The organism is Nocardiopsis sp. iso_186 (assembly GCF_056173365.1).
The window spans coordinates 1557544-1575550 of record NZ_CM149670.1 but is presented as its reverse complement, the minus strand read 5'-3'; the positions used below and the strand labels follow the sequence as shown (position 1 = coordinate 1575550).

Sequence of the window (18007 nt, the reverse complement as noted above, 5' to 3'; positions counted from 1 at the left end):
TATCGCCGCGGCGGCCGAACGGTACTGCTGCTGGTGCGAGCCTAGGGCTCAGGAGAGCTTGTGGTCCCGGAGACTGGCGATCTTGGCGGGCATGCTCCAGATGTCGATGAAGCCCCGGGCCAGACTCTGGTCGTAGGTGTCACCGGTGTCATACGTGGCCAGCTCGTAGTCGTAGAGCGACGCCTCGCTGCGCCGGCCGGTGACGACGGCGCGACCGCCGTGCAGGACCATACGGATGTCGCCGGTGACGGCCTGGTTGGCCTCGACGATGAATCCTTCCAGGGCCTTCTTCAAGGGGGAGAACCACAGGCCGTCGTAGACCAGCTCGCCCCAGCGCTGGTTGACCCCGCGCTTGAACCGGGCGAGCTCGCGCTCGACGGTGACGTTCTCCAGCTCCTGGTGGGCGGCGATCAGCGCGATGGCACCGGGAGCCTCGTAGATCTCGCGGCTCTTGATTCCCACGAGCCGGTCCTCGACCATGTCGATGCGGCCGATTCCCTGGGCTCCGGCACGCCGGTTGAGCTCCTCGATGATCTGGAGCGGGGTGAGCTCCTTGCCGTCGATCGCGGTGGGGACACCCGCGGTGAAGGAGATGACCAGTTCGTCGGCCGGGCGCTCCTCGGCCGGGTTCTGGGTGTAGTCGTAAACGTCCTCGATGGGACCGTTCCAGATGTCCTCCAGGAAGCCGGTCTCCACGGCACGACCGAACAGGTTCTGGTCGATGGAGTACGGGGACTTCTTGGTGACGTCGATCGGCAGCCCCTTCTCGGCGGCGAAGGCGATGGCCTTGTCGCGGGTCATGCCGGAGTCGCGGACCGGGGCGAGGACCTTGAGCTCGGGGAACAGCGCGGCCAGGCCCGCCTCGAAGCGCACCTGGTCGTTGCCCTTGCCGGTGCAGCCGTGGGCGACCATGGTGGCGTTGTGGTAACGGGCGGCGTCGGCGAGGTGCTTGACGATCAGGGGCCGCGACAGTGCCGAGACCAGGGGATAGCGGTCCATGTAGAGCGCGTTGGCCTGGAGGGCCGGGACGCAGTATTCGTTGGCGAACTCGTCGCGTGCGTCGGCGACGACCGCCTCGACCGCGCCGCAGTCCAGTGCGCGTTTGCGGATGACGTCGAGATCCTCGCCGCCCTGGCCGCAGTCGATGGCGACGGCGACGACCTCGGCGCCGGTCTCTTCGGCGATCCAGCCGATGGCGACGGAGGTGTCGAGTCCGCCGGAGTACGCGAGTACGACCCGCTCGGTCATGAGTTTCTCTCCTACGTGGAAATGGTGGACGCCGATGCGCGTGCTTCGGCCGTTCCTTGTGCTCGGCGCCCGGTCAGGGGCGCCGGTTGGCGAGCCGAAGCAACGCCGCCGCGAGCTCCCCGCCCCCTTGGGGATCGCGGGCGATCACCAGGATGGTGTCGTCGCCGGCGATGGTGCCCAGGATCGCGGGGATGTCGGTGTGGTCGATCGCCGAGGCCAGGTACTGCGCGGCCCCGGGCGGGGTGCGAACGATGACCATGTTGGCCGAGGCTTCGGCCGAGACCAGGAGGTCTTCGGCAAGTCGGCTCATACGTGAGTTGAACACGTGCTCCAGGCCCAGGTTGTCGGTGCGCGCCCGTTGCAGGCGTTCACCGCCTTCGCCGGGGAGGACGTAGACCAGGTTTCCGTTGACGGTGCGGAGTTTGACCGCTCCCAGCTCGTCCAGGTCGCGCGACAGCGTCGCCTGCGTGACCTGCACACCAGCCTCCGCCAGCCGCCTGGCGAGATCACTCTGGGAGCGGACGTCGTTCTTTGTCAGCACCTCGGTGATCCGGGCGTGCCGGGCGGCCTTGGTGAGCGGGGAGCCCTTCACACCATCGACGGTCATCGTCGCCCTGCCCCGTCCCCGTCGCCCTCTGCGGCCACGGCGGCCAGGATCTTGGGCAGTGCACCGGTGAACTCCAGGACCTCGCCACGGGTGATCGTCAGCGGCGGGGCGAGGCGGATCGTGTCGGGGGTAACCGCGTTGACGAGGAAACCCGCGGCTGCGGCGCGCGCTTGGACCCGGGCGGCGACGGGGGCGGCCAGCACGATGCCGCGCCACAGGCCGGCTCCGCGTACCCCCGTGATCAGAGGGTGGTGGACGTCCAGGATCTCCTGGGCGAGCAGCGCGCCGAGCCGGGCTGCCGACTCCAGGAGACCGTCGGCCTCGATGGTGTCCAGGACCGCCAGCGCTGCGGCCGCCGCGATCGGGTTTCCGCCGAAGGTGGAACCGTGGTCGCCCTTGGCGAAGGCCGTCCCGTAGGGTCCGAAACCGATGCAGGCCCCGATAGGAAGCCCGCCGGCCAGGCCCTTGGCCAGGGTCATGACGTCGGGCAGCACACCGTGCCCCTGATGGGCGAACCAGTGACCGGTGCGTCCGACGCCGCTCTGGATCTCGTCCAGGACGAACGCCGCCCCGTTCTCATCGCAGATCTCGCGCACGGCGTGCAGGTAATCCGGGTCGGGGGCGACCACTCCTGCCTCGCCCTGGATGGGTTCGACGAAGACTCCTGCACAGGCGGGCGTGACCGCCGCGCGCAGGGCCTCGGCGTCCCCGTGCGCGACGAACCGCACGTCCAGGCCGAAAGGCCCGAACGGTTCACGGATGGCGTCCTTGCCGGTGAGGGCGAGCGATCCGGAGGTGCGCCCGTGGAAACCCGCGACGGTGGAGACGAAGTACGTACGGTCGGGACCGGCGACGCGCTTGACGAGCTTGAGCGCGGCCTCGTTGGCCTCGGTGCCCGAATTGGCGAGAAAGACCCTGGCGGGTACGCCGAGCAGGCCGACGAGCCGTTCGGCAAGCGCGATCTCGGGCTCGTTGAGGAAGAGGTTGCTGGTGTGGGCCAGCGTTTCTGCCTGCGCGGCGACCGCCTTGGCGAGGGCGGGGTGGCCGTGGCCGAGCGCGGACACCGCGATGCCCGCGATCAGGTCGAGGTAGCGCTTGCCGTCGGCATCGACGACGTGGCGTCCCTCCCCCTTGACCAGTGCGATCGGCGGCGTGCCGTAATTGGGCATGAAGACGGACTCGAACCGTGCGCGCAGCTGCTCGGTGGCGCTCATGGCAGCTCTCCTTCGGTGGACTCGTCGGCGAGCACCATGGTGCCGATGCCGTCGTCGGTGAAGATTTCCAGGAGCATCGCGTTGGGAACCCGGCCGTCCAGCACGTGCGCCTGCGGGACACCGCCGCGAACCGCCCGCAGGCACGCCTCCATCTTGGGCACCATGCCCGAGGAAAGCTCGGGAAGCAGCTGCTCCAGCTCGGTGGCGGAAAGATAGCTGATCAGGTCGGAGTTGGCCGGGTAGTCGGCGTAGAGGCCTTCGACGTCGGTCAGCACGATGAGTTTGGTCGCGCCCAGCGCCACGGCCAGGGCTGCCGCCGCGGTGTCGGCGTTGACGTTGTACACGCCGTCCGTCGAGCGGGCGATGCTGGACACGACCGGGATCCGGCCGTCGTCGAGCAGACTGCGCACCGCACCGGGCTGCACGTCCACGACCTCGCCGACCAGACCGATGTTGACGGGCTCGCCGTTGACGATGGCGGGCTTGCGCTCGGCGGTGAACAGATGGGCGTCCTCACCCGACATGCCTACGGCGAAAGGGCCGTGGGCGTTGATCAGCCCGACGATCTCACGGTTGACCTGCCCGACCAGGACCATCCGGACGACGTCCATCGTCTCGGGCGTGGTGACGCGCAGTCCCCCGGCGAAGGTGCTTTCCACGCCGAGCCGGTCGAGGTGGGCGCTGATCTGCGGGCCGCCACCGTGCACGACGACCGGGCGAAGGCCCGCGTAGTGCAGGAAGACGATGTTCTCGGCGAAGCGCTCCCGCAGTTCGGGGTCGGTCATCGCGTTTCCGCCGTACTTGATGACGACGGTCTTGCCGTGGAGCGCGCCGAGCCAGGGCAGTGCCTCGATGAGGATGTTGGCTTTCTCAAGGGCAGCGGCGTGGATTCTGGAGATCATGTCGAGTAGGCCGAGTTCTCGTGGACGTATTCGGCGGTCAGGTCGGTGGTCCAGACGGTGGCGGCTTCGGTTCCGGCGGAGAGGTTGACGGTGACGGTCACCTCACGGGGCTTGAGGTTGACCTTGGAGCGGTCGTCGCCCACCGCACCGCCCCGGCAGATCCACACTCCGTTGATGGCGACGTTGAGGTGGTCGGGTTCGAAGACGGCGTCGGTGGTGCCTACCGCAGAGAGCACCCGCCCCCAGTTGGGGTCCTCACCGTAGATCGCGCATTTGAACAGCGCGTTGCGGGCGATGGAGCGGCCGACAGCGACGGCGTCGGTGGTGCTGGCCGCGCCGACCACCTCGATGGCGATGGTCTTGGAGGCGCCTTCTGCATCGGCGATGAGCTGATTGCACAGGTCCTGGCAGACCTCGGTGAGCAGCCGGGCGAACTCGGCGGTGTCGGGCACCACGCCCGAGGCCCCGGAGGCCATCAGGAGCACGGTGTCGTTGGTCGAGGTGCAGCCGTCGGCGTTGACCCGCTCGAACGTGCAGGCGGTGGCCGCGCGCAGCAGCGTGTCGCACTGTTCGGACGTGAGGTCGGCATCGGTGGTGAGCACCGAGAGCATGGTGGCCAGCGAGGGGGCGAGCATTCCGGCGCCCTTGGCCATACCTCCGATGGTGTAGCCGTCCCCACCGCGCCGGAAAGCGATCTTGGAGACGCTGTCGGTGGTGCGGATCGCGTCGGCGGCGTCCAGTCCGCCGTCGCGGGCAACGGTGGACGCTGCCGCGTCAACACCGGCCAGGAGCTCGGGCATCGGCAACCGCTCGCCGATCAGGCCGGTGGAACAGACGACGATCTCGGCGGCGGAGTCCTCCAACGCGTCCGCGAGGCGCTCCGCGGTGGCGTGGGTGTCCTGGAAGCCGGGCGCACCGGTGCAGGCGTTGGCGCCGCCGGAGTTGAGGACCACCGCGTACACCCGGCCGCCTGCGAGGACCTGCTGGGACCACAGGACCGGCGCGGCCTTCACCCGGTTGGTGGTGAAGACGGCTGCGGCGGCTCGGGAAGGTCCGTCGTTGACGATCACGGCGACGTCGCGGTGCTCACCGCCTTTGATTCCGGCTGCCACTCCGGCGGCTCGGAAACCGCGGGGCGCGGTAACACTCACTGTGCTGCCTTTCGTCGGTTGCCCCGCCGGGTGGGCGGGACCGCGCTGGATGGTTCGGGGCGGACACGGTCCGCCGGGCGGTGGCTAGGGTGCGATACCGGCGGCGGGCAGGCCGGTGGTCTCGGGCAGGCCCAGGGCGATGTTGGTGCTCTGCACGGCCCCGCCCGCGGTGCCCTTGGTGAGGTTGTCGATGGCAGCGACAGCGACGAGACGACCGGCGGCCTCGTCCACGGTGACCTGCACGAGCGCGTGGTTTGCGCCCACCGTCATTCCGGTGCTGGGCCAGGTGCCCTCGGGCAGGAGGTGCGCGAAGGGTTCGTCGGCGAGGTGCCGCTGATAGGCGGCGCGAACGTCGGCCGCGGTGATCCCCGGCTTGAGCGGGGCCGAGCAGTTGGCCAGGATTCCGCGGGGCATGGGCGCGACCATCGGCGTGAAGGAGACGGTGACGCGGGCACCGGCAGCGACCGAGAGGTTCTGTGCGAACTCGGGCGTATGACGGTGTGCACCGCCCACGGCGTAGGTGCTGACCGAGCCCATGACCTCCGAGGCCACGGTGGTGGGTTTGGGGGCCTTGCCCGCTCCGGAGGCTCCTGAGACGGCGACGACCACGGCTTCGGGCTCCACGAGCGCCTCTGCATAGGCCGGGAACAGGGCGATGGTTCCGCAGGTGGGGTAACAGCCGGGTACGGCGATGCGCCTGGCACCGGTGAGGGCCGTGCGGGCTCCCGGGAGTTCGGGGAGACCGTACGGCCAGGTCCCGGCGTGTTCCGAGCCGTAGAAGGCCGTCCAGTCGTCGGCGTCGGTGAGCCGGAAGTCGGCTCCCAGGTCCACGACGAGCACGTCCTCGCCCAGCTCGGCGGCGATGGCCGCGGACTGGCCGTGGGGAAGGGCCAGGAACACGATGTCGTGGCCGGCCAGTGTCACGGCGCTGGTGTCGGCGAGGACGCGATCGGCCAAAGCGATCAGGTGCGGGTGGTGTGCGCCCAGGGGGGTGCCGGCGTTGCCGCCGGCGGTGAGTGTGCCGATCTCGATGTCGGGGTGGTCGAGCAGGATACGCAGGAGCTCGCCGCCCGCGTAGCCGCTGGCACCGGCGACGGCAGCGGTGTGACCCATGCTTGACTCCCCCGTGAGATGGTGCGCGTTGTGCACCATCATGCACGCTGCTGAAAATTTATGCAAGCCAGCGCATAAGGATCGACCGGCGGGCCGACGGGCGACCGATCAGCGCCCCGAGATCTTGGCGGCCAGATCGGCGAAACCGGATGTCTGGGAGACGCGGTCGGACTCACGGCGGTCGGCGGTCCGGTAGAGGCCGTAGATGACCTGGGTACCGATCCAGCGCAACGGTTCGGGTTCCCAGCCGCGCACCCGGTGGCCGACCCACGGCAGCCGGGTCAGTTCGGTGGTACGGCGCAGCACGAGATCGCGCAGGGTGCGTCCGGCGAGATTGGAGGTGCTCACACCGCTGCCGACGTACCCGCCGGCCCATCCCAGCCCCTCGGCGTGGTCCACGTGCACGGTCGGGCACCAGTCCCTGGGCACCCCCAGCACCCCGGACCAGGCGTGCGCCACAGGGGCTTCGGCAGCGGCCGGGAACAGCCGCACCAGGGCCCGCCACAGCTCCGCGATGGCCTGCGGCTGGGTAGCCCCGTTGGCGTCGTGGGCGGAGCCGAACCGGTAGGGCACGCCACGTCCGCCGATGGCGATCCGGTCGTCGGCGGTGCGCTGGGCGTAGACGTACGCGTGCGCGGCGTCGCCGAGGACCTCCCGACCGCTCCAGCCGATCCGCTCCCATGTCCGGGCGTCCAAGGGTTCGGTGGCGATCATGGAACTGTTCATCGGCAGCCACTGGCGGCGCTGACCGGCGAGGGACGAGGTGAACCCCTCGGTGGCGCGGATGATGTGCTCGGCACGCACCGTACCCCCCGGCGTCACGGCCGAGGGGTGCTCGCGCCCCGTCCGGGGCGTGATCTCGGTGACGGCGGTGTCCTCGAAGATGTCCACCCCCAACGCCTCCACCACCCTGGCCAGCCCGGTGGCGAGCTTGGCCGGCTGGATGCGCGCGGCGTGCGGACTGAAGGCGGCGGCGACCGCACCGGCCACCTGTAGTGCGGGTTCGTGCCCGGGGTCCAGCAGGTAGATGTCTTCGGGCCAGTAGCCCCACTCCTGGAGGTAGGCGATCTCCTCCAGCAGGCGGGCCTCCTGGGCGGAGTTGGTGGCGACCGTGCGCATTCCGCCCTTGACGATGTCCGCGTCGATCCCCTCGCGCTCCGCCACCGCGATGACCTCGTCCACCGAGGCCATCATGGCGCGCTGGAGGGCGATCATCGGCCCCTTGCCGTGGGACTCCGCATAGCGTTCCCGTGATCCCGCGAACTCCGCGGACAGCCAACCGCCGTTGCGCCCGGAGGCACCGAAACCGGCGAACTCGCGTTCCAGGATCGCGATGCGCAGGTCGGGCTGTGCTTTCTTGAGGTAATAGGCAGTCCACAGGCCGGTGTAGCCGGCGCCCACGACGCACACGTCGTAGTCGGCGGAGCCGGGCAGCGGCGCGCGACGCTCGGGCAGTCCCTGCTCCCGGTACCAGAAGGACACACCGCCGTTGCGGAACTCCGTTGACCGGGGGATCGCCCGCATCTCGGCCGCACTCGCGATGAGTTTCATGGTTGGGACTCCCCTCGACGTTGCACGCCCGCCGCCCGTTGAGATACGGGCATTCTGGGCACAGGCTATCGGGGGCCGTGGCCCCCGGGGACAGCGATCCTAGTAGAGGTTCGTTCGGGCGTCAGCGGCGAGACCTGCGTCGATGACGGCGGCCGGGACGGTCGTACCGCTCTGGTCCTTGACGATGCGTCCAAGGGTGGGCAGCTCCGAGCGATCAGGCCAGCTCTCGGGCTTCCACAGCCCCGATCGGCGAAACGCCTTCGCGCAGTGGAAGTAGAGCTCACGGACTCGCAACCGGATCGCCAGAGTGGGGGGCCTGCCGTTGACAGCCATCTGCTGGAGGAGGGACGCCTGGGTGACGATCTGGGCCGCACCGTTGACCCGTAGTGTCTCCTCCATCCCCGGAACGCAGAACAGCAGGCCGGCCTCGGGGTTGTCGATGAGGTTGGTCAGGCTGTCGAGGCGGCGGTTGCCGGGCCGGTCGGGGATGGCGATGGTGCGTTCGTCCACCACCAGGAAACCGCCGGGATTCTCTCCGCGCGGCGAGACGTCACAGGTGCCGTCAGGCCCGGAGGTGGCCAGAAGCACGAAGGGAGAGCGAGCGATGAAGTCCGCGGCATGGCGGTCGATGCGACCGATGTCCTTGTCCAGGACGTTCTGGCCGGCCTCCCCGACGAGCGCGCGCAACGAGGCGTGATCGGCGACCACCGCCGCGTCGTCCATCCCCGTCAGCCCGGTCATCCCGCTCCCCCTGTACACCGGTTATACCGGCGCCATTTGGCCAAGAAAAAACTTAGGCAAGCCTAACGCACTGGTGTTCGCGTACGCTCCACGCGGTGTCAGGCGATCTCGCGGGAGTTGTCGCGGAGTTTGCGAGCGTGGTCGGCCAGCGAGTGGATCCCTTCGGAACCGAGCACCCCGAGCACGTGCTCACGCAGCAGCGCCACGTGCTTGGCCCTGGCCTGCTCCGCAAGCTCCAGCCCCTCGGGGGTGAGTGCCGCATAGGTGACCCTGCGGTCGGAAGGGCAGGACTGGCGGACCAGGAAGCCGTTGCGCTCCAACCGGTCGGCCAGCTTGGTGAACCCACCACTGCTCAGCGACACCTCCCGGGCAAGCTGGCTCATGGGGAGACGGTTGTCGGGGGAACGCTGGAGGCGGATCATGACCTCGAACCACGGGCCGGACATGTCACGACCGCACGGATCGATCCCGCGCAGCAGGATGGGCATCGTCGCGCTCAGCGCCTCGTGGAACAATCCCCAACTGGTGATGAGGTCGTCATCGGTGATCTGGTCGTCGGTCGGCCCGCCGGACAGCGTGGTCATCGCTTACCCCCCAAGAAATATCTTCCCCGTAAAATAAAATACCCCTTCGGTAGGCAGGACGCCACCCAAAGCCCTCCGCCCCCGACCGAGCCTGGTCAGGGGCGGAGAGGGTCGGCGTAACGCGGCGGGCCCTATCCCCGCAGGACCGCACCGGTGCGCTCGGCTGCCAGCGCAACCGCGGAATCACGGGCGGCAGTGGCCTCCTCGGCCGTCAGGGTGCGGTCCGAAGCACGCAACCGCAGCGCGTAGGCGAGGGACTTGTTTCCCTGCCCCACCTGCTCGCCGGTGTAGACGTCGAACAGCGCAATGCTCTCCAGCAGCGCACCCGCCCCCTCCCGCAAGGCGGCCTCGACCTCTCCCGCGGGCACAGCGGCATCGACCACCAGCGCGACGTCCTGACTGGCCACCGGATAGGTGGCCACCTCCGGAGCCTGCCCGCTCCTCGCAAGGCCCTCCACGAGGTCCAATTCGACCTCCATGGCGACCGTGCGCTCGGGAAGCCCGTACGCCTCGGTCACCCGGGGGTGGAGTTCACCGGCGTGACCGACCAGGGTCGCTCCGGCGTACAGAGCCGCGCAGCGCCCGGGGTGCCAGGGGGCGTGCTGAGCGGCGCGCGCATCGAGTCGCACCCCCGCGACGGCTGCGACCTCGCGGGCGGCGTGGACCGCATCGGCCCAGGTCGCGGCACGGCCAGGGCCCCACCACCCTGCACGTTCGCGTTGGCCGGCCAGGACCGCGCCGACCCGGCGCGGCTGGTCGGGGATCGCGGCGTCGAGGCCGGCGCGTTCCTGCGGGGTCGGTCCGCGGTCCACCGCCAGGATCGGGGCCACCTCCGGCGCACCGGGCCGCGGCCGGTAGACCAGGCCCGATTCGAACAGCGCGACGTCGGCGAAACCACGGCCGACGTTGCGGGCCACGGTCTTGAAGAGTCCCGGAAGCAGCGTGGTGCGCAGCAGCGGCTCGTCATCGTTGAGCGGGTTGGCCAGCCTCAGGGCGACGCGGCGGGAGTCGTCCGCGGGCAGCTGGAGCGCGTCGAGATCGCGCTCCCCCACGAACGGATAGTTGAGTACCTCGCTGAACCCGGTGTCGGCCAGGGTGCGCCCGACCGCGCGGCGCAGCCGTTGGCTGCGGGTCAGCCCCCGGCCCGCGACCGCGCGCGGCCTGATCGCGGGGATGTTCTCGTATCCCTCGTACCGGATGACCTCCTCGGCCAGGTCGTTGGGGTCGGTCAGGTCCGGGCGCCAGGTCGGCGGGGTGACCGTGAGCGTGTCGCCGTCCGCCTCGACCTCGCAGCCCACCAGGCGCAACCGCGCGATCTCGGTCTCGACCGGGTAGTCCACGCCCGCGACCCGGCCGGCGTGCCCCGCAGCGATCGTGATGGGTGCGCGAGGGGTGGTGCCGTGCACGTGGGTGATCGCGTCCTCGACGACCGCACCGCCCAGTTCGGCGAGCAGGGTGACCGCGCGGGTGGCCGCGGCCACCTGTACCGCGGAGTTGACCCCCCGCTCGAAGCGGCGCGAGGACTCCGAGGAGAGCTGGTGCCGGCGCGAGGCGCGTGCGATGTGGGTGTCGGCGAAGTGCGCCGCCTCGATCAGGATGTCGGTCGAGGTGTCGCTGATCTCCGTGCTCAGGCCACCCATGACCCCGGCGATGTTGATCGGGCCGGAGTCGTCTGCGATCAGGATGTCGTCGGGGTCGAGGGTGCGCACGACGTGGTCGAGGGTTTCCAGCTTCTCCCCCGGCTCCGCCAGACGGACCCGGATCGGACCCTGCACAGTGGCGCGGTCCCACGCGTGCAGGGGCTGCCCGGTCTCGACCATCACGTAGTTGGTGACGTCCACGGCCAGGGAGACCGAGCGGATCCCCGCCATGTGGAGACGGCGGCGCATCCACGGCGGGCTGGGCAGCGCCGGATCGAACCCGGTGGCCCCGCGCAGGACGTAGCGTCCGCAGATCGCCGAATCGGCCACCGTCGCGGGGTAGCCGTCCTTCTCCACGGCCGGAGCGGCGAGGCCGGCCGGATCGGTGAAGGCCACGTCGTAGAGGGCGGCGGCCTCACGGGCCACCCCTCGCATCGACAGCGCGTAGCCGCGGTCGGGGGTCACTGCAATGTCCAGGACGTCATCGCGCACCCCCAGCAGCGCGTAGGCGTCGCTACCGGGCTCGGCGATTCCCGCGGGCAACACGATGATGCCGGAGGGATCGTCCCACAACTGCAGTTCGCTGGCCGAGCAGATCATGCCGGCCGACATGCGGCCGTAGGTCGTGCGCGCACCGATGGCGAACCCGCCGGGAAGGACCGCGCCGGGCAGCGAGACCACGACGAGATCGCCCTCGGCGAAGTTGCGCGCGCCGCAGACGATCTCCTGCGGCGCACCGGTGCCGTTGGCCTGGCCCACGTTGACGGTGCAGAAGCGGATCGGCTTCTTGAACTCGGTGAGCTCCTCGATCGTGGCGACCCGGCCGACAACGATCGGACCGGTGATGTCGGTGCCCAGTTCATCGACGGTCTCGACTTCGAGCCCCGCCGAGATCAGTTTCGCGGCGAGCTGGCGCGCAGTGACCTCCGCCGGCAGTTCGACGTACTCCCGCAACCAGGAAAGGGGGACGCGCATCAGATCTCCATCCCGAAGGCCGCGGTGAACCGGACGTCACCCTCGACCATGTCGTGCATGTCCTTGACACCGTGGGCGAACATCAGGGTCCGCTCGATGCCCAAGCCGAACGCCCACCCGCTGTAGCGCTCGGTGTCAACTCCCGCGGCGGTCAGCACACGGGGGTTCATCACGCCGCAGCCACCGATCTCGATCCACCCCTCGGAGGAGCAGGTCCGGCAGGGCGCGTCGGGGTCGCCCACGGATGCCCCGCGGCAGACGAAGCACTCCATGTCCACCTCGGCCGAAGGCTCGGTGAAGGGGAAGTAGGAGGGACGCATCCGGGTGCGCAGACCCTCCCCGAACATGCGCTCGACGAACACCTGGATCGCGCCCCGCAGGTGCGCCAGCGTGATCCCCTCGTCAACGACGAGGCCTTCGAGCTGGTGGAAGACCGGGCTGTGCGTCGCGTCCAGCTCGTCGGTGCGAAACGTCTTTCCGGGAGCGACCACGTAGACCGGTGCGTCGCGGTCCAGCAGCGCTCGCACCTGGACCGGGGAGGTGTGGGTGCGCAACACCAGACCGGAGTGGGCTCCGCCAGGCCCCTCGACGAAGAAGGTGTCCTGCATGCTGCGGGCGGGGTGGTCGGGCAGGAAGTTGAGAGCGTCGAAGTTGTACCACTCGGCCTCGACCTCGGGGCCTTCGGCGACCTCGAAGCCCATGCCGACGAAGATGTCGGTCATACGCTCGGCGACGGTGGTCAGCGGGTGCCGGGCACCACGCGGGATCGGGTCGAAGGACAGGGTGACGTCCACTGCCTCTTCGACCAGGACGCGGGCGTCGCGCTCCTCTTCGAGTTCGGCCTGACGCGTTTTGAACGCCTCGGAGATCTCCCTGCGCGCGCCGCCGACGCGCTTGCCGGCGTCGGCCTTGGCAGCGGGGGGGAGACCGCCGATCTCACGGTTGGCCAGTGCCAGCGGGGACCGGTCGCCCGCGTGGGCGATCCGGACCTCCTTGAGCTGATCGAGGCTGTTCGCCGCGGCGACGGCCTCCATCGCCTCGGCACGCATACGGGCGACCTCGTCCGGGTTCAGCGCGTGCGCCTCGACGAGATCATGGGAATTGTTCGGTGCAGACATAGGGTGGTTGCCTCGCCGCCCGCGCCATGCGGGGCGGCACTCATGGCCCACCGCGGCAAAGCGGCGGACTCAAGCCGACAGGGAAGTCAGGGTCGGCCCGCCGATGCCGAGGCCGTCAGACGAACTCGGGGGTACCGGCGGGCACGGTAAATCGGAACTCGGCGCCGCCGCTGGGCGCGCGGCCGACCGTGATCGCGCCACCGTGGGCCTCGATCAGGCCCTTGACGATGAACAGCCCCAGGCCGGTGCCGCCGCGACGCTTGTTGCGCCAGAACTGGCGGAAGACGCGCGGCACGGCGTCGGGCGCGATGCCCTCGCCCTCGTCGCGCACCGACACGGCTGCCCCTCCCTCGAACGGCTCGATCACAATGGTGACAGTACCAGCGCCGTGCCGCACACCGTTTTCGACGAGGTTGGACATGATCTGGTCAACGCGATCGGAGTCCAGCCAGAGCTCGGGGAGGGGACCGCGCACATCGAGGCGGAACCGGTCCACTGCGTCGCCCGCAGCGATACGCCCGGTGATCACCCTGCGCGTGCGCTCGGCCAGGTCCACGACTTGCCGGCGCATCTCCAACCGGCCCGACTCGATGCGGGAGACGTCCAGCAGCTCCGTGATGAGCCGGGTGACCCGGTCCGCGTCGGCGTTGACCGTCTCCAGCATGAACAGCTTCTGGGTCCGGTTGAGGCGGTCCCACTTGGCGAGCATAGTGGCGGTGAAACCTTTGACGCTGGTGAGCGGCGAGCGCAGCTCGTGGGCGACGGTGGAGACGAGGTCGGCCCGGCTGCGTTCGGAGCGCGCCCGATGTGCGGCATCGCGCAGCGTGACCACGAGTCGGGTGACCTGACCGCACGGGCGCTCCCGAACATAACGGGCAGCCATCATGACCTCGCGGCCGTCGGGGAGCAACAGTACCCGTTCGGGCTGGCGGACCCGGATGGCCAGTCCGCCGTAGGGGTCCGTGCACTTCCACCAGTCGCGTCCTTCGGCGTCCTGGAGGGGCAGGACATCACGGAAATCGCGTCCGATGGCCGAGTCGGATCTGGTTCGGGTCAGGTGGGCGGCCATCCGGTTGAAGGCGACCACCCGTCCCCGGGCGTCGGCGATCAGCACTCCGTCAGGAAGCTCCTCGGTCGAGAACAAGATGTCCTGTCCCGTACCGCCAACTGCCGACTGGTCGCCGCCCACGACCGCCTCCCAAGCCATATGTGAACATCCGCGTTCCTGCCGACCGCGAAACCGCCCGTGTTGTACAGCGCGCGTCCAGTGGACGTCTGCGACGCAGACACGACCCCCGAAGGGAGTTACCCGCTGCTCTCGCCGACTACGCCCACGACTGCGCCGATCGCCCGGAGCACGTCGCATCGTCCACCCGTAAGGGTGTGTAGGGCCTAAGAGCATGAGCGTATCGGCAACTGTGGGTAGGCGGGCAACCCGACAACGCCGCTGTTTTCCCGAAAACAGGGGGTAAATCAGCACACTGCGTAGCCAAAGTGGGAGTGGCGTCCGACACGACCAGCGGCGACTGCGCGCTACCCGACTCAAGGGTCGTTACGCGTATGACGCATAACAACGGGTGACCGGAACACAGTTGGAGCGGGCGGGAGGCGTCAGCCCAAGGACGCGGTGGCCGCGGCACGACGCTGCTCGCGAGCGGTGGCGTAGAGGCACACGGCCGCGGCCGTGGCGAGGTTGAGGCTCTCGGCCGCACCGTAGATGGGAACACTGACCGCACCGTCGGTGAGTGCCACCGTCTCTTCGGGCAGCCCCCACGCCTCGTTGCCGAAGACCCAGGCCACCGGTCCGGCAAGGCCGCCTGAATCGGTGACCGAGTCGAGGTCGCGGTCGCCGCCGCCGTCGGCCGCCAGCACCGCCGCGCCGGAGTCGCGAAGATGACGCACGACTTCACCGACGCGCGGCCCGACCACGACCGGGAGGTGGAACAGGCTGCCTGCGGAGGCGCGCACGCACTTGCCGTTGTAGGGATCCACGGAGGCGTCGGTGAAGACGACCACGTCGGCGCCGGCGGCGTCGGCGGTACGCAGCACGGTTCCGGCGTTGCCGGGGTCACGGACGTGGGAGAGAACTACGGCGAGACGGATCTCACCGACGTCGGCCAGGCCGACGTTGACGAAAGAGCAGATCGCGAGCAGGCCTTGCGGGGTGACCGTCTGGGCGAGCTCGGTCATGACCTCAAGGGTGACCCGGTGCACCGGGACGCCCGCGGCCTCCGCGACATGCACCAGGTCGGCATGGCGCTGCAGGGCTTCAGCCGTGCTGTACAACTCGTGCACGACGCCGGGCTGAGCCAGCGCCTCGCGCACCGCCTGCGGCCCCTCCGCGAGAAAGCGCCGCTCGCGTTGCCGGAAAGCGCGTTTGGCGAGCCGACGAGCTCCCTTGATCCTGGGTGACCGAATACTCGTGAACTCGTGGCTCGCCATAGCTGTGTTACGCCGCCGCTCAGGCCGCGGACTTGGCGGGGGCCGGGATGGCCTTCTTGGCGGTCTCGACCAGGGTCGCGAAGGTCGCGGAGTCGTTGACGGCCAGCTCGGCGAGCATCCGGCGGTCAACCTCGATGCCGGAGGCCTTGAGCCCCTGCATGAAGCGGTTGTAGGTGAGACCGTTGGCGCGGGAGGCGGCGTTGATGCGCTGGATCCACAGACGACGGAACTGGCCCTTGCGGTCCTTGCGGTCGCGGTAGGCGTAGGTCATCGAGTGGAGCATCTGCTCCTTGGCCTTGCGGTACAGACGCGACCGCTGGCCGCGGTATCCGCTGGCGCGTTCGAGAACGACGCGGCGCTTCTTCTTGGCGTTGAGAGACCGCTTCACGCGTGCCACTTGGAACTCCTCATGAATAGCCGGTGGGCTTCGTGCGCGCCACCGGTCGGCCGCATCCGAATCCGTCCAGATTCGGGGGCCAGTCGAAACAAACGTGCAGATCGGGCGAAGGGGACCGCCCGAGGGACCGAACTAGCCGAGCAGCTTCTTGATCTTCTTGGTGTCGGCCGGGGACAGCTGCACGTCCGGGGTGAGGCGACGCGTGCGCTTGGTGGCCTTGTGCTCAAGCAGGTGGTTCTTGTTGGCGCGGCGACGCATGATCTTGCCGGTGCCGGTGACGCGGAAACGCTTGCTGGCTCCACTGTGCGATTTGTTCTTCGGCATTGGCGCCGTCGCTCCTTCTCAACTATCAGTCGGTGCACCATCGGTGACGGTGGTGCGAATGTCCACGCCGGGCATGAAGAGAGCGGGGTGCGCGGTCCCGGTGGGGACCGCGCGCCCGCGCTCGTCTCGATGCGTCAGGCGGATGCTGCTTATGCCTACTCGGAGTCAGCCGCGGGGCGCTCGTCGCGCGCCTTGGCGGCCTCAGCGGCGGCACGGGCCTCGGCCTTGTGCTCGGCGCGCCGCTTGTGCGGTCCGATCACCATGACCATGTTTCGGCCGTCCTGCTTGGCCTGGGATTCGACCTGACCCAGTTCCTGAATGTCCTCGGCAAGCCGGCGCAGCAGACGGAAACCCAGCTCCGGGCGGGACTGCTCCCGGCCGCGGAACATGATCGTCACCTTGACCTTGTCCCCGCCCTTGAGGAACCGAACGACGTGACCCTTCTTGGTCTCGTAGTCGTGCGGGTCGATCTTGGGACGGAGCTTGATCTCCTTGATGATCGTGTTGGTCTGGTTCTTGCGCGCCTCACGGGCTTTGACCGCGGACTCGTACTTGAACTTTCCGTAGTCCATCAGCTTGGCGACCGGCGGACGGGCGGTCGGTGCGACCTCTACGAGGTCGAGATCGGCCTCCTGTGCGAGACGCAGGGCGTCGTTGACAGGGACGATTCCGACCTGCTCCCCGTTGGGTCCTACGAGGCGGACCTCGGGTACCCGGATGCGGTCGTTAATGCGGGGCTGCTCAGCGCTGATGGGACCCCTCCCTAAATTTCGTCGAGTATCTCGTTGATATGTGGGGGGTTTCCCAACGGTGCAGTGCCAAGACGCGAAAAACCCCGCCAGCTGGTGCAAGCGGGGTGATCGATCCACCGGTTGGTGCGAGAACGTCGCCCGAGGGCTTGGTGCTCGAACCGCGACACCGTGCCGAACCGACTAGTTCGGCGAACCGGTACCGCTTGAAACCGGAACCCGCAGAGGCTGTTCGCCCTACAGGTGGGAGGATCGCCCTCCGCTTACATATCCGGCGCACACGTGCACCGGATCAGGTCAGTGCCTCACCCTATCAAGAAATAGGGACGTCGCGGACCTCCACGACAGGCACCGCACCAAGGGGTTCCCCCCGATCACTACAACCGCAGGACCGCGCCGGTCATTCCCCGGCCGCTCGACGCGCCAGTTCCGCCAGGCCGGCGGCGCGCATCGCCTCGATCGGTGCTGCCCGCCCGGTCATGAGACTGAGCTGGGCACCCGCCTGGTGCAACAACATGGCGAAGCCCCCGATCACGACCGAACCCGCCTGTTCCACAGCGGCACCCAACGCCGTCGGCCAGGGCGCGTAGACCACGTCGAAGACCGGGGCCCCCGATTGCGCGACCGCCTCGGCGAGGTGGTCGGCCGCGCCGGTGGGCAGTGTCGAGATGACGAGATCGGTCTCCAGGTGGGCGGCGGCCTCGGACAGTGGGGCCAGCACGGGTTTCGCCGTCATCCGCTCGGCGGCATCGACCAGCTCACCGGTACGGGCGAGGTCGCGGGCAAGCACCGTGACGGCCCCCGGCTCTGTGGCACCGAGCCGGCGTACCGCGGCAAGCGCCGAGGCCGCCGTGGCCCCGGCCCCCACTATGGTGGCGGTGCGCAGACCGGAGATACCGGATTCGACGCTGGCCGCGACGATTCCCTCGACGTCGGTGTTGTAGGCGTAGCGGTGACCGTCCGGGCCGAAGACGACGGTGTTCGCCCCGCCCACCGCAATCGCCAATTCGTTGACCTCGTCGGCCAGGCCCAGCGCCGCCCTCTTCAGCGGCATGGTCAGTGACAGGCCGGCCCACGAGTCGTCACAACCGGCGAGGAACGCCGCGAGCCCCTGTTCGTCGCACTCATGACGTCCGTAGTCCCACGTCCCAGCCAGGCCGAGGGCCGCATACCCGGCCGTGTGCAACACCGGCGACAGAGAATGGGCGATCGGCGAGCCGAGGACGGCTGCGCGTCGTATGGACGTCATCG

At 69.2% G+C, this 18007-nt stretch carries 17 protein-coding genes; all 17 read right to left on the bottom strand.

The features are described from left to right. Positions 1 to 48 precede the first annotated feature (48 nt). A complete protein-coding gene (locus tag AC0VYP_RS07130) occupies positions 49 to 1248 on the bottom strand; it encodes an argininosuccinate synthase (protein ID WP_475473098.1) in 1200 nt (399 codons plus the stop codon). A gap of 73 nt (positions 1249 to 1321) precedes the next feature. Next, positions 1322 to 1855: an arginine repressor gene (locus tag AC0VYP_RS07125; protein ID WP_475473097.1), complete on the bottom strand. Its 534-nt coding sequence runs from the start codon at positions 1853 to 1855 to the stop codon at positions 1322 to 1324. Continuing rightward, complete coding sequence (locus AC0VYP_RS07120; protein WP_285759522.1) at positions 1852 to 3069, bottom strand: acetylornithine transaminase; 1218 nt, start codon at positions 3067 to 3069, stop codon at positions 1852 to 1854. Before AC0VYP_RS07120 ends, AC0VYP_RS07125 begins: the two co-directional genes overlap by 4 nt. Beyond that, a complete protein-coding gene (gene argB, locus AC0VYP_RS07115) occupies positions 3066 to 3971 on the bottom strand; it encodes an acetylglutamate kinase (RefSeq protein ID WP_475473095.1) in 906 nt (301 codons plus the stop codon). Before argB ends, AC0VYP_RS07120 begins: the two co-directional genes overlap by 4 nt. Then, positions 3968 to 5122, bottom strand: a complete 1155-nt coding sequence (gene argJ / locus AC0VYP_RS07110) for a bifunctional glutamate N-acetyltransferase/amino-acid acetyltransferase ArgJ (RefSeq protein ID WP_475473093.1) — start codon at positions 5120 to 5122, stop codon at positions 3968 to 3970. The genes argB and argJ overlap by 4 nt, the downstream gene beginning before the upstream one ends. A gap of 84 nt (positions 5123 to 5206) precedes the next feature. Beyond that, positions 5207 to 6235: an N-acetyl-gamma-glutamyl-phosphate reductase gene (gene argC, locus AC0VYP_RS07105; RefSeq protein ID WP_475473092.1), complete on the bottom strand. Its 1029-nt coding sequence runs from the start codon at positions 6233 to 6235 to the stop codon at positions 5207 to 5209. A 108-nt stretch (positions 6236 to 6343) separates the two neighbouring features. Further along, complete coding sequence (locus tag AC0VYP_RS07100) at positions 6344 to 7786, bottom strand: NAD(P)/FAD-dependent oxidoreductase (protein ID WP_475473091.1); 1443 nt, start codon at positions 7784 to 7786, stop codon at positions 6344 to 6346. Positions 7787 to 7885: 99 nt separating this feature from the next. After that, positions 7886 to 8527 (bottom strand): pyridoxamine 5'-phosphate oxidase family protein, encoded by a 642-nt coding sequence (locus tag AC0VYP_RS07095; RefSeq protein WP_285759517.1) that lies wholly within the window; start codon positions 8525 to 8527, stop codon positions 7886 to 7888. A gap of 98 nt (positions 8528 to 8625) precedes the next feature. Continuing rightward, positions 8626 to 9111: a MarR family winged helix-turn-helix transcriptional regulator gene (locus tag AC0VYP_RS07090; protein WP_285759516.1), complete on the bottom strand. Its 486-nt coding sequence runs from the start codon at positions 9109 to 9111 to the stop codon at positions 8626 to 8628. Positions 9112 to 9242: 131 nt separating this feature from the next. Further along, positions 9243 to 11726: a phenylalanine--tRNA ligase subunit beta gene (gene pheT, locus AC0VYP_RS07085; protein WP_475473089.1), complete on the bottom strand. Its 2484-nt coding sequence runs from the start codon at positions 11724 to 11726 to the stop codon at positions 9243 to 9245. Further along, positions 11726 to 12844 (bottom strand): phenylalanine--tRNA ligase subunit alpha, encoded by a 1119-nt coding sequence (gene pheS / locus AC0VYP_RS07080; protein WP_475473087.1) that lies wholly within the window; start codon positions 12842 to 12844, stop codon positions 11726 to 11728. Before pheS ends, pheT begins: the two co-directional genes overlap by 1 nt. A gap of 115 nt (positions 12845 to 12959) precedes the next feature. Further along, a complete protein-coding gene (locus AC0VYP_RS07075) occupies positions 12960 to 14051 on the bottom strand; it encodes a sensor histidine kinase (RefSeq protein ID WP_285759513.1) in 1092 nt (363 codons plus the stop codon). Positions 14052 to 14455: 404 nt separating this feature from the next. After that, positions 14456 to 15286 (bottom strand): TrmH family RNA methyltransferase, encoded by an 831-nt coding sequence (locus AC0VYP_RS07070; protein WP_475473085.1) that lies wholly within the window; start codon positions 15284 to 15286, stop codon positions 14456 to 14458. A 19-nt stretch (positions 15287 to 15305) separates the two neighbouring features. Next, on the bottom strand, positions 15306 to 15683 hold the full coding sequence (rplT, locus tag AC0VYP_RS07065) for a 50S ribosomal protein L20 (protein ID WP_285759511.1): 378 nt from the start codon (positions 15681 to 15683) through the stop codon (positions 15306 to 15308). Between the two features lie 132 nt (positions 15684 to 15815). Further along, a complete protein-coding gene (gene rpmI, locus AC0VYP_RS07060) occupies positions 15816 to 16007 on the bottom strand; it encodes a 50S ribosomal protein L35 (protein ID WP_285759510.1) in 192 nt (63 codons plus the stop codon). Positions 16008 to 16162: 155 nt separating this feature from the next. Further along, positions 16163 to 16876, bottom strand: coding sequence for a translation initiation factor IF-3 (infC, locus tag AC0VYP_RS07055; RefSeq protein WP_285759508.1), 714 nt, complete (start codon positions 16874 to 16876; stop codon positions 16163 to 16165). 280 nt (positions 16877 to 17156) lie between these two features. After that, entirely contained in the window at positions 17157 to 18005 is an 849-nt protein-coding gene (locus AC0VYP_RS07050; protein ID WP_475473083.1) for a shikimate dehydrogenase, read from the bottom strand. Positions 18006 to 18007: the final 2 nt, after the last annotated feature.